The sequence below is a fragment of the Enterobacter sp. ZOR0014 genome (assembly GCF_000798855.1).
Taxonomy (GTDB): domain Bacteria; phylum Pseudomonadota; class Gammaproteobacteria; order Enterobacterales; family Enterobacteriaceae; genus Enterobacter; species Enterobacter kobei.
The window spans coordinates 23,005-34,276 of record NZ_JTLF01000216.1 but is presented as its reverse complement, the minus strand read 5'-3'; the positions used below and the strand labels follow the sequence as shown (position 1 = coordinate 34,276).

Annotated in this window: 12 protein-coding genes; 5 read left to right on the top strand and 7 right to left on the bottom strand. The window is 54.4% G+C overall.

Annotated features, from left to right (window positions below):
- Positions 1–58: 58 nt before the first annotated feature.
- The 5 genes from pdxY to anmK form a co-directional block, all read right to left on the bottom strand.
- The gene (pdxY, locus tag L977_RS11560; protein WP_014883573.1) at positions 59–919 is read right to left on the bottom strand and encodes a pyridoxal kinase PdxY; all 861 of its coding nucleotides are present in this window, start codon (positions 917–919) and stop codon (positions 59–61) included.
- Between the two features lie 66 nt (positions 920–985).
- On the bottom strand, positions 986–2,260 hold the full coding sequence (gene tyrS / locus L977_RS11555) for a tyrosine--tRNA ligase (protein ID WP_014883572.1): 1,275 nt from the start codon (positions 2,258–2,260) through the stop codon (positions 986–988).
- A 125-nt stretch (positions 2,261–2,385) separates the two neighbouring features.
- The gene (gene pdxH / locus L977_RS11550; RefSeq protein WP_008500575.1) at positions 2,386–3,042 is read right to left on the bottom strand and encodes a pyridoxamine 5'-phosphate oxidase; all 657 of its coding nucleotides are present in this window, start codon (positions 3,040–3,042) and stop codon (positions 2,386–2,388) included.
- A 57-nt stretch (positions 3,043–3,099) separates the two neighbouring features.
- Positions 3,100–3,423 carry a C-type lysozyme inhibitor gene (mliC, locus tag L977_RS11545; RefSeq protein ID WP_014883571.1) on the bottom strand — a complete coding sequence of 108 codons (324 nt, stop codon included), beginning with the start codon at positions 3,421–3,423 and terminating at the stop codon, positions 3,100–3,102.
- A 93-nt stretch (positions 3,424–3,516) separates the two neighbouring features.
- On the bottom strand, positions 3,517–4,641 hold the full coding sequence (gene anmK / locus L977_RS11540; RefSeq protein WP_014883570.1) for an anhydro-N-acetylmuramic acid kinase: 1,125 nt from the start codon (positions 4,639–4,641) through the stop codon (positions 3,517–3,519).
- A 255-nt stretch (positions 4,642–4,896) separates the two neighbouring features.
- Between anmK and slyB the strand changes: the two genes are divergently transcribed.
- Positions 4,897–5,364 (top strand): outer membrane lipoprotein SlyB, encoded by a 468-nt coding sequence (slyB, locus tag L977_RS11535; RefSeq protein WP_014883569.1) that lies wholly within the window; start codon positions 4,897–4,899, stop codon positions 5,362–5,364.
- A gap of 200 nt (positions 5,365–5,564) precedes the next feature.
- A complete protein-coding gene (locus tag L977_RS11530; RefSeq protein ID WP_047625790.1) occupies positions 5,565–6,926 on the top strand; it encodes a sensor domain-containing diguanylate cyclase in 1,362 nt (453 codons plus the stop codon).
- A 37-nt stretch (positions 6,927–6,963) separates the two neighbouring features.
- Here the strand turns inward: L977_RS11530 and slyA are convergent, their stop codons facing one another.
- On the bottom strand, positions 6,964–7,404 hold the full coding sequence (gene slyA, locus L977_RS11525; protein WP_021241135.1) for a transcriptional regulator SlyA: 441 nt from the start codon (positions 7,402–7,404) through the stop codon (positions 6,964–6,966).
- A gap of 186 nt (positions 7,405–7,590) precedes the next feature.
- Between slyA and L977_RS11520 the strand changes: the two genes are divergently transcribed.
- Genes L977_RS11520 through L977_RS11510 form a run of 3 tightly spaced genes read left to right on the top strand, consistent with a single transcriptional unit; the run spans position 7,591 to position 10,723 of the window.
- Complete coding sequence (locus L977_RS11520; protein ID WP_014883567.1) at positions 7,591–7,827, top strand: DUF1656 domain-containing protein; 237 nt, start codon at positions 7,591–7,593, stop codon at positions 7,825–7,827.
- A gap of 2 nt (positions 7,828–7,829) precedes the next feature.
- Positions 7,830–8,690, top strand: coding sequence for an efflux RND transporter periplasmic adaptor subunit (locus tag L977_RS11515; protein WP_014883566.1), 861 nt, complete (start codon positions 7,830–7,832; stop codon positions 8,688–8,690).
- Positions 8,690–10,723, top strand: coding sequence for an FUSC family protein (locus tag L977_RS11510; protein ID WP_014883565.1), 2,034 nt, complete (start codon positions 8,690–8,692; stop codon positions 10,721–10,723). Before L977_RS11515 ends, L977_RS11510 begins: the two co-directional genes overlap by 1 nt.
- Here L977_RS11510 and sodC read toward each other — a convergent pair.
- Positions 10,702–11,220: a superoxide dismutase [Cu-Zn] SodC gene (sodC, locus tag L977_RS11505; RefSeq protein ID WP_047625789.1), complete on the bottom strand. Its 519-nt coding sequence runs from the start codon at positions 11,218–11,220 to the stop codon at positions 10,702–10,704. The genes L977_RS11510 and sodC overlap by 22 nt on opposite strands.
- Positions 11,221–11,272: the final 52 nt, after the last annotated feature.

The window sequence follows — 11,272 nt, the reverse complement described above, 5'->3', positions numbered from 1 at the left end:
GCTTGCACGGGCCTACGGGTTTTGTAGGCCGGGTAAGCGCAGCGCCGCCCGGCATCGTTTAAAGCCGGGTGGCGCTGAAATAGTGCTCCGGCTTCGCGATACGATCCTGTGCCGCGACGACCTGAAGTTCATATTCCTGCATCTCTTTCGTCGCAATCATGATTTCGTACACCGCCGCAGTCACATGCTCAAGCGCGTCTCTGACCGTTGCTCCCTGCAGCAGTTTCACCAGCAGCAGACCGCTGGTCACATCCCCCACTCCCACTGGCTGACGCAGGCCAAAATCCACCAGCGGACGGCTAATATGCCAGGCGTCATCTTTCGTCACCAGCAGCATCTCAAAACGCGACTGGCTCAGCCCGGCGCGGGCGAGATGTTTTACCAGTACAATCTCTGGCCCCTGGGCTATCAGCTCGCGAGACGCGCTTACCGCCTCTTCTACGCTGTTAACCGGGTGCTCGCAGAGGATCTCCAGCTCAATAAGGTTTGGCGCAATGATATCGCTGGCAGGCAGAGCATGGCGAACGTGAAACTCTGCAACACCGGGCGCTACGATACAGCCTTTCTCCGGGTGTCCCATGACGGGGTCGCAGAAGTATTTTGCCGCCGGGTTCGCTGCTTTCACCTGACGCACAATGCCAAGGATGTGCTCCCCCTGCTCGGCTGAGCCCAGATAACCGCTCAGAACGGCGTCACAGCGTTTGAGCTGGTCAATATCCGCAATGCCCTGAACCACCTCAGTGAGGTGCGAGGGCGGCATCACGCAGCCGGCCCATTTACCATACTGCGTGTGGTTGGAAAACTGCACGGTGTTGAGGGGCCAGACGTTAGCACCGAGGCGGCGCATCGGGAATTCCGCTGCACTGTTGCCCGCATGGCCAAAAACAACGTGGGACTGAATGGCGAGGATGTTCTTCATCTTTTTCTTACCAAACCCTGAAAAAACAAAAAGGGCGTGGTTTCCCACGCCCCTGGAGACTGTTAATTATTTCCAGCAAACAAGGCAGTAATTTTTCTTACCGCGGCGCAGCAGCGTGTAGCGTCCATACAGACGGTCGCCGTCAACGAAGGTGTATTCCGGGTCAGCCTGTTTCTCACCGTTGATGGTGATCGCGTTAGACGCGATGGTTTTACGCGCCTGTCCGCGAGACGGCTGCAGCTCGGAGTCCACCAGCGCCTGCATCAGGTCAGCCCCTTTTTCCATCTCAACCATCGGCACGCCGTCCTGCGCCAGCTGTTCGAAGTCCGCTTCGCTCAGATCGCTCAGCGTACCGTTGAACAGGCTTGCCGTAATGCGTTTCGCCGCCGCCAGACCTTCTTCACCGTGAACCAGTTTGGTCACTTCATCGGCCAGCACATACTGTGCACGCGGTGCTTTACCGCTGTTTTTGTCTTCTTCTTCCAGCGCATTGATGTCTGCAATATCCATGAAGGTGAAGAACTTCAGGAAGCGGTAAACATCGGCGTCCGCCGTGTTGATCCAGAACTGGTAGAATTTGTACGGACTGGTTTTCTTCGGATCCAGCCACACCGCGCCGCCTTCCGTTTTACCGAATTTGGTGCCATCTGCTTTGGTGATCAGTGGAACCGTCAGGCCGAAGACCTGGTTCTGGTGCAGGCGACGGGTCAGGTCGATACCGGACGTGATGTTACCCCACTGGTCAGAACCACCAATCTGCAGGGAAACGCCATGCAGTTTGTTCAGGCAAGCAAAGTCATAGCCCTGCAGCAGGTTATAGGAGAACTCGGTAAAGGAGATACCCTGATCGTCACGGTTCAGGCGCTGCTTCACCGCTTCTTTGTTAATCATCTGGTTAACAGAGAAGTGCTTGCCAATATCACGCAGGAAGGTCAGCACGTTCATGCTGCCAAACCAGTCATAGTTGTTGGCAGCAATGGCTGCGTTATCGCCGCAGTTGAAGTCGAGGAACGGTGCAACCTGTTTGCGGATCTTATCCACCCACTCCTGCACGGTATCTTCGGTATTCAGTTTACGCTCAGCGGCTTTAAAGCTTGGGTCACCAATCAGACCGGTTGCACCACCCACCAGAGCAACAGGCTTATGGCCCGCCATCTGGAAGCGTTTCAGGCATAACAATGGAACAAGATGCCCCAAATGCAAGCTGTCAGCGGTGGGATCGAAGCCGCAATAGAGCGCGATCGGGCCTTGCGCCAGTCGCTCTGCTAACGCTTCCTCGTCCGTCACCTGGGCCACGAGGCCCCGCTCTTGCAATTGTTTAATCAAGTTACTGCTTGCCATCAAATTCTCCATGTATAAACGACTGCACCTTTGCCGGTACACGACTTTTCGCCTGATGCGAAAGGACCATAGAATAAAGCGCAAGCGCGGTGTGCGCTAGCGCTTAAATCAACAAATTTCGGGGATTACGGTGCCAGTCTGTCGATTTTCCAGCCGCCATTCTCGCGCTGGTATAAAAAGCGGTCGTGCAGGCGATGTTCACCGCCCTGCCAGAACTCAATCTGCTCAATCGGGATACGGAAGCCGCCCCAGAAGCTTGGCAGTGGGATTTCCCCCTGCTGGAACTTCTGTTTCAGTTCCAGGAACTTGCTCTCCAGGACACCGCGGGCAGAGATTCGGCTGGACTGTTTTGAAACCCAGGCACCAATCTGGCTGTCACGCGGACGGCTGTGGAAATATTTCACCACCTCAAGGGTCGAGAGACGTTCGGCTTTGCCGGTGACCATGACCTGACGTTCCAGCATGTGCCAGGGGAACAGCAGGCTGATGCGCGGATTGTTTTCTAAATGGTGCGCTTTGCGGCTGCCGAGGTTGGTATAAAACACCAGCCCTTTCTCATCATAATGCTTGAGCAGGACGATGCGCTGATACGGTTGACCGTTTTCATCTACCGTTGCGACAACCATGGCCGTTGGGTCGGCCAGTTTCGCTTCACAGGCCTGTTTCAGCCAGCGTTCAAAAAGCACGAGGGGTTCAGCGGGAAGATCCTGGCGACGCAGGCCGCCTTTGGTGTATTCACGGCGCAGATGCGCAATTTGCTGCAGTTCGTCGTTATCTGACATGGCGTTAGCTGACGTTGAGATTGGGTGGCGCTATTGTGCGCCGCCCCTGTAAAAATCTCAACGCTTCGGATTTTCAAGCTGGCAATTGTTCAGCACGATGCGGTCGCGTTTGTAGACCGTGGCGCTATCCCCTTTCGACCAGAAGACGTAGATACCGTCGGAATAACGTGCCCCGGAGGCCGACATGCCCTGCTTGAGGGTCAGCAGTTTATTGTCATAAACAAAACTGGCTTCCTGACGTGGATTATTCAGCTTCACGGTCAGCGGTTTTTCATCGCAGCGATACTCCAGCGTATCGGTCTGCATACGCTCAAGGAACTGGTTGTAGACGCTGCATCCTGACAGCAATAAAGGCGCGACAATAAGAAGAATTTTTTTCATGGGCGTATTCCGAAGACTTTCCTGGTCCTGGAGGGCATGGCTGCCCTCCTGTTTCATTCCATTCTAACGACGAGACGCCGCGCTGAATTTCAGTTAACTCTGATTATGACGAGGATTTGCCGGGTAAATCGCCCCGAGGACGCTGGCCTCGCGCGCGCCGGTCACCGACGGTAAATTACCCGGAAGCCCGGCGATGGTGCGCCAGGCAAGCCAGGCGAAAGCCAGCGCTTCCATATCATCCCCACTGATGCCAGCCTCGTCTGTCGTCGTCACTTCCGTACCCGGCAGTAACGCGGCCAGACGCGCCATCACCAGCGGATTTCGGCTTCCACCGCCGCACACCAGCAGGCGTTCGCATCCGCCGCTGAGAAGTACCTGCTCAGAGATCGACACCGCCGTTAATTCGGCAAGCGTCGTCTGGACATCCTGCGGAGCCAGTGCCGGGAATGGCGCCAGCTGACGTTCAAGCCAGCCAACGTTGAAGTATTCACGCCCCGTGCTTTTCGGCGCCGGTAAAGCAAAGTAGGGATCGCTGAGCATCGACTGCAACAGCGGGAGAATCACTTTACCCTCGCTCGCCCACTCGGCGTTTTTATCATAGGGTTGCCCGCACTGCCGCCAGATCCAGGCATCCATTAACATATTACCTGGACCGGTATCGTAGCCGCGGACAGGCTGCCCGGGAATGAGCATTGACAGGTTGGCAATTCCGCCGATATTCAGCACCATCCGGCGTTCTGAAGGGTGTGCCAGTAGCGCCTGATGGAACGCCGGCACCAGCGGTGCCCCCTGGCCGCCAAGCGCAATATCGCGACGACGGAAATCGCCGACGACCGTGACGCCCGTCTTCGCCACAATCTGGTTGTTATCACCGATTTGCATCGTATGCGGCGCATCACCAACCGGCTCATGCCAGACGGTCTGTCCATGGCATCCGATGGCAACCACATCCTGCGGTCGAAGATTTTCTTTTTGCATTAACGCCTGTACCGCATCAGCAAAGAGTGCTCCCAGGCGGACGTCAAGTTGCCCTAGCTGAGAGAGCGTCAATTGCTGCCCCTGACAGATACTCAGAATATCCTCTTTCAGTGAAATGGGAATGGGCCAGGTCAGGCTCGCCTGCTGAGCGACCATACGTTCATCAATGGCGGCCAGAACGACATCTACCCCATCCAGACTGGTGCCCGACATCACACCAATGTAGCGACCCGATTTCATGCGCTTTCCTTACGTTGCGTGGGCTAAGGTTATCCACTCAACCATAAACAGCACGGCTTTGCCATCCAGCGATAATATTTTTTAACAATGTCATGCGGGTGACATGAGCAGAACCTGTTTATGTCTCGTTAAGTCAAATTCAAGTACAATTTTCTTATTGTTAGTGCAAAGATATGAACTATGGCCCCTTATGCCATATAATTTAGCCATAACGGATGCCTCCAATTGGGCGTTTTTGGTGAACAGGAGATTCAAATGATTGTACGTGTACTGGGCGTTTCGCTGATTGGTTTAACCCTGGCTGGCTGTGTGAATGACAGCTCACTGTCTGGCGACGTTTACAGCGCTTCTGAAGCAAAACAGGTTCAGAGCGTGACTTACGGTACCGTTGTTAACGCCCGTCCTGTACAAATTCAGGGTGGCGATGACAACAACGTTATGGGCGCAATCGGCGGTGCTGTTCTGGGTGGTTTCCTCGGGAATACCGTTGGCGGCGGTACAGGCCGTTCTCTGGCGACCGCTGCGGGCGCTGTGGCGGGTGGTGTTGCAGGCCAGGGCGTTCAGGGTGCAATGAACAAAACGCAGGGTGTTGAGCTGGAAATTCGTAAAGACGACGGCAGCACCATTATGGTTGTTCAGAAACAGGGGAATACCCGTTTCTCTGCTGGTCAGCGTGTCGTGCTGGCAAGCAACGGAAGCCAGGTGACCGTTTCCCCACGTTAATTAAAACGGGATGTGGCTATCAGGCCACATCCCTTTACAATATATATCATTTTCATGAATATATTTACAAAATATATTCACCCGCCCATTATTTACCCCACCGTATATTGTTTCTGCGCAAAGTAATTATTGTTTCAATTGATTAGACTCTTCGCTATTACCTCCTGTTCATTCATTTTTAATTATTTAAAAAAATTTATATGCTTGCGAATAGTCTTACTGTAAAAGGTCGTTATCTCTCGTTCTGTTTCGGTTGTGTTGTTGTCATAGGAATATTACAGGGTTTATTTTCAACACTGATTGAATGGGTTCCTTCCTTTTCGCCGCTGTTGTTCCCTACGCTCACCATTTTTCTACTGGTATTTCACCTGTTTATTGCCTGTTTTATGGCAATGAAATACTGGTGTGATAAGAGGCGTCTGTATCTGGTTGCCATCGCTTTTGCCTTTGCCGGTTCGGCATTGCTAATGATTGGAACGTTGTCCAGTTTTCCCGCCTGGCTGGATCTCTACCAGTTCAACGTCGTGAACTATAACGATGCGATGATCTACTATATGTTCCGCCATCTCATCATGGCGGTCCTGTTCATCGCTTCGGCCCTGCTGTTTCCCCTGCGTAATCAGCCCCTTTCGAGGCTGACGCATATCGCTATCGTCAGCACGACATTTCTTTTTACTGCCGGTGGCGTGATGGTGGCGTGGATGTATTCCAGCCATTTTGATTTTTTATCCCTCGACCTGGTTGATAATGAAACGCGGCAGTTTATGGTTCTCTGGAGCCACAGCATTAATATTTCATTAATTGTCCTCTGGGTGGTGACATTAGCAACGCTGATGTATATGACGCGCGTACGTAATCTGTTCTGGGTGACCGGTAATTTTCTTTGTGTCTGCTATATCGTCACGCTCTTAATGCTGTTATTGGGTGGGCATGCCGAAGACATATCGTGGTATCGCGCCCGGTTATTTGAAACCGTCGCCACGCTGCTGATTATTTTTGTTCTGCTCTGCGATGTCTTCAGCTTGTACCGTGAATCGCATTTAAAGTATCAGCAGTCGTATCAGAATTCGATTCGCGATCCGCTTACGCGCCTGTATAACCGCAGCTATTTTTATGAATCGTTAAATCAGGCGCTGGCTGTCGCAAAATCCAGCCGCCCTGTTTCGGTTATCGTCAGCGATCTCGATCGCTTCAAGCGCATCAACGACAACTACGGTCACCTGCAGGGGGATAAAGTCTTACAGTTTGTCGCCAATCTGCTGGTGGATTCCGTGCGCCCGCAGGACATCGCGGCGCGTATCGGTGGTGAAGAGTTTGTCCTGATGCTGGCAAATACCCCTTCAGACGCAGCATGCCAGGTGGCGGAACGCATACGGCTGAAGCTGAGCAGCTTTGATAAAACCACCAGCGAAGGTCAGCTACCGGAGCCCATTACCATCAGCATGGGTGTGTTTACGGCAACATCATCGTCCGTGACCGCAGAGGAGTGCGTGGAAAGCGCCGATAAAGCGATGTATGAAGCGAAAGAGACTGGCCGAAACCGCGTCGTTGTCTTTAGGTAGGAAAAAGGCCTTGCAGATGCAAGGCCTTGTTGTCTGGTCAGTCGCGAGACTGCAGCTCGTGGATGTTCTGCTCAAGGCGAGCAATGAGGCTGATGAGCATTTCCAGCTCCGCCGGTGAAACGCCTGAAAGGATTTCACCGCGCGTTTTGGTAATCACAGCTTCCATTTCGGTAATAATGGGCGCTGCTTTCTCAGTGAGTTTAATCCGCTTGGCGCGACGATCGCTGGCGCAGGTTTGCCGGGAGATCAGCCCCTTCTCTTCCAGTTGATCAAGCGTACGCACCAGCGACGGTTGCTCAATACCTATCGCTTTTGCCAGTTGAATTTGCGACTGGTCAGGCGGCAACTGATGAATGTTGTGCAGCGTGACCCAATGCGTCTGTGTCAATTCCAGAGGTTTCAGGCGATGGTCAATCAGAGCACGCCAGACGCGTACCAACCTTGCCAGATCAGAACCTAATGGCGATTCCAATTTCATCTCCTTATAATTAGCTTGCTAAGTTATTATACTGATTTTAGAATAGTGTGCAGCATTTGTATTGGCAAAACAAATGCAATACTGCATTCATCTAACTCAAAAGTATGACTTACACTGAATTCTGATGCTTCTTTATACTCAGACAAGCCAACGCGGCATTCTGTTCACTGCAAAGGATCTCTGCTTGTGACCTTTTTTCATCGCTCAGAGGGTTTACCCCTCCAGGACCTGATCTTCGGTGCGTCAGTCTACTTTCCTCCCCTGTTTAAAGCCGTGCTGGTGGGCTTTATCCTCTGGCTCGTTGCGCACCGCCTGCTTCGCGACTGGATGTATTCCGGCGAAATCTGGCATCCCATGTTGATGGATCTCTCCCTGTTCGCCCTCTGTGTCAGTCTGGGCCTTGCTGTTTTGACCGTGTGGTGAATATGCCTCTGAAAACGCTGAAGTACTTTTCCACCCTGTTTGTCCTGGTCCTCGCGCTGATCGCCGGCTGGTGGCTCTGGAATTTTTATATGCAGTCCCCCTGGACGCGTGACGGCAAAGTTCGCGCCGAGCAGGTCAGCATCACCCCGCAGGTGTCGGGAAGTATTACCACGCTCCTGGTGAAGGATAACCAGTATGTTAAAAAGGGAGAGGAACTGTTCCGTATCGACGATACCCCCTACCATATTGCCGTTCTGAATGCCCAGGCGCAGCTGGCGAAAGCCCAGTCAGACCTGGCGAAGGCCAATAACGAAGCCAATCGCCGCCGTCACTTATCGCAAAACTACATCTCAGCGGAAGATTTGGATACCGCCAACCTTAACGTCAAGGCCATGCAGGCAAGCGTCAACGTAGCCCAGGCGACGCTTAAGCAGGCACAGTGGGAACTGACCCAAACCGTGATTACCGCACCTGTAGATGGATGGGTGACTAACCTCTCTGCCCGGGTGGGTAACTACGCCACCACCGGCCAGCCTGTTTTTGCCCTTGTCGACAGCCACTCCTTCTACGTGGTGGGCTATTTTGAAGAGACCAAGCTTCGCCACATTCGCGAGGGTTCACCTGCGGCCATTACCCTTTACAGCGGTTCGCAAACGTTACAGGGTCACGTCTCCAGCATCGGTCGCGCCATTTACGATCAAAGCGTTGAAACGGATTCCGGCCTCGTACCGGACATAAAGCCGAACGTCCCCTGGGTACGCCTGGCTCAACGTGTGCCTGTGCGCGTGGAGTTTGACCGTTTACCCGAGGGCATCACGCTGGTATCCGGCACCACCTGCACCGTCTCCATCGGAAGCCGTTAATGAAGCTGCAGGCGCTCTCCTGGCAAAACACGCCGTGGATGAAAGCGACGCGTCCTCAGTGGCGCTACGCGCTGCGTAATGGCATCGCCATGTGTCTGGCGCTGACGGTCGCCTATTACCTGAATCTTGACCAACCCTACTGGGCGATGACCTCAGCCGCGGTGGTGAGTTTCCCTACCGTTGGCGGAGTGATCAGCAAAAGCCTTGGGCGCATCGCGGGGAGTCTGTTAGGCGCCACCGCGGCGTTAATTATCGCGGGGCATACGCTGAACGATCCGTGGCTATTCCTGCTGAGCATGGCGGCGTGGCTGGGATGTTGTACCTGGGCCTGCGCCCATTTTACCAATAACGTGGCCTACGCTTTCCAGTTAGCGGGCTATACCGCGGCCATCATTGCCTTCCCGGTCGTCAATGTGCTCGATACCACCGAACTGTGGGATATTGCACAGGCGCGCGTCTGTGAGGTGATTGTCGGGATCCTCAGCGGCGGGTTTATGATGATGATCCTGCCCAGCACCTCCGACGGTACGACGCTGATTACCGCGCTGAAGACCATGCATACCCGGTTGCTGGAACATGCAAGCCTGCTGTGGCAACCGGATACCAGTGATGACATCCGTCTCGCGCATGAAAAGGTTATCGGGCAGATCCTGACCATGAACCTGTTGCGCATACAGGCTTTCTGGAGTCATTACCGTTTTCGTCGTCAGAACACGCTGCTCAACTATTTGCTGCACCAGCAGCTGCGTATGACCAGCGCCATCTCCAGCCTGCGCCGGATGCTGCTCAACTGGCCAACGCCCCCTGAAAATACCCGCGCCGTCATTGAGACGCTGCTCGCGACGCTTGCGCGTCCTGACGCGGATATTTACACCGTCGCGAAGATCATCGCCCCGCTCGCCCCGACGGATGAGTATGATTATCGCCATCGCGCATTCTGGCAGCGCCTGAATTACTTTTGCCGGTTATATCTGCGCAGTAGCCGCTGGATTAACGCCGTCGAGAATGCCACGCCGGTAACGGAATTTAATGTCCCCGGCAGCCCGGCTCTCGCCCGACATACCGATTATCTGGAAGCACTGTGGAGTGGTTTTCGCACCTTTTGTGCGCTGACGCTGGTTGGGGCGTGGAGCATCACCACGCAGTGGGAATCCGGTGCCGCGGCCCTGACGCTTGCCGCCATCAGCTGCGTGCTTTACTCCGTCGCGGCCTCGCCGTTTAACTCTCTTACGCTACTGCTGCGCACGCTGGTACTCCTGTCATTGTTCAGTTTCGCCGTGAAGTTTGGCCTGATGGTGCAGATAAGCGATCTCTGGCAGTTCCTGCTGTTCCTGTTTCCGCTGTTAACGACGATGCAACTCCTCAAGCTGCAAATGCCGAAACTGGCGGGCCTGTGGGGCCAGCTGATTGTCTTTATGGGCTCGTTTATCTCCGTGACGAATCCGCCGGTGTATGATTACGCCGATTTTCTCAATGATAACCTGGCAAAGATCCTGGGCGTGGGGCTGGCATGGCTCGCATTTGCGGTATTGCGTCCCGGCTCTGATGCACGTAAGAGCCGACGACATATCAGGGAATTACGCAGAGGGTTTGTCGACCAGCTCAGCCGCAAACCGCATCTGCGTGAAAGCGAGTATGAATCGCTGGTGTATCACCATGTCAGCCAGCTCAATAACAGCCATGACGCGCTTTCCCGCCGCTGGCTGCTGCGCTGGGGCGTGGTGCTGTTGAACTGTTCTCATGTGGTCTGGCAGCTTCGCGCATGGGAAACGCGGTCCGACCCGCTGTCGCAGGTGCGCGATGTTTGCATTTCGCTGCTACGCGACGTGATGAGTGAACGCGGTGTCCAGCAGCGGCCTCTGGAGGTCACGCTGGCTGAACTGCAACGGATCTGCGATACCCTCGCGCATCACCATCTTCCCGCAGCCCGTGATTTAGCCTCAATCATCTGGCGCCTGCACTGCTCGCTGTCGCAGCTGGAACAGGCTCCCCCACCGGGCACCATTGGAGATCAGATCACGCCGCAGGCATAACGTGCCCCGCCGCCGCCAAGCGGTTTAGGCTGATCGGACATGTTATCGCCGCCCACGTGGATCATCAGCGCTTTGCCTTTTGCTTCATCCAGTTTTTTCAGGCGCGGGGCCATGACCGGATCGGTGGCTTTACCGTCATTGTTCACCACCAGCACCGGCAGATCGCCAAGGTGCCCCATACCGTCTGGCCCTTCATGTTTGCCTGAATGTTGCGGATCGAGATGCCCCCCGGCGGCTTCCGCCGCGGACGGTTTACCCTCTTTCATTGCAGGCTGGCAGCTTCCTTTGGCATGAACATGAAAGCCGTGTTCGCCGGGCGGGAGTGCTTTGAGATTGGGCGCGAATTCCAGCCCCTTGTCGGTCTCAGTGATTTTCACCGTCCCGATAGACTGACCCACACCCTGAGAGGTGACGAGATTCATTTCCACTTCGTCGCTGGCTGCCTGCGCTCCTGCGCAAACAACCAGCGTGACCAATGCCAGAGCAAAACGCTTCATATGACCTCCGCGGGTTATTTTTTGCCCCTTAAGTGTATACCAGAGGCAAAGA

Coding starts and splice junctions, on each gene's coding strand:
- pdxY (WP_014883573.1), bottom strand. CDS start 919: ATGAAGAACATCCTCGCCATTCAGTCCCACGTTGTTTTTGGCCATGCG.
- tyrS (WP_014883572.1), bottom strand. CDS start 2,260: ATGGCAAGCAGTAACTTGATTAAACAATTGCAAGAGCGGGGCCTCGTG.
- pdxH (WP_008500575.1), bottom strand. CDS start 3,042: ATGTCAGATAACGACGAACTGCAGCAAATTGCGCATCTGCGCCGTGAA.
- mliC (WP_014883571.1), bottom strand. CDS start 3,423: ATGAAAAAAATTCTTCTTATTGTCGCGCCTTTATTGCTGTCAGGATGC.
- anmK (WP_014883570.1), bottom strand. CDS start 4,641: ATGAAATCGGGTCGCTACATTGGTGTGATGTCGGGCACCAGTCTGGAT.
- slyB (WP_014883569.1), top strand. CDS start 4,897: ATGATTGTACGTGTACTGGGCGTTTCGCTGATTGGTTTAACCCTGGCT.
- L977_RS11530 (WP_047625790.1), top strand. CDS start 5,565: ATGCTTGCGAATAGTCTTACTGTAAAAGGTCGTTATCTCTCGTTCTGT.
- slyA (WP_021241135.1), bottom strand. CDS start 7,404: ATGAAATTGGAATCGCCATTAGGTTCTGATCTGGCAAGGTTGGTACGC.
- L977_RS11515 (WP_014883566.1), top strand. CDS start 7,830: ATGCCTCTGAAAACGCTGAAGTACTTTTCCACCCTGTTTGTCCTGGTC.
- L977_RS11510 (WP_014883565.1), top strand. CDS start 8,690: ATGAAGCTGCAGGCGCTCTCCTGGCAAAACACGCCGTGGATGAAAGCG.
- sodC (WP_047625789.1), bottom strand. CDS start 11,220: ATGAAGCGTTTTGCTCTGGCATTGGTCACGCTGGTTGTTTGCGCAGGA.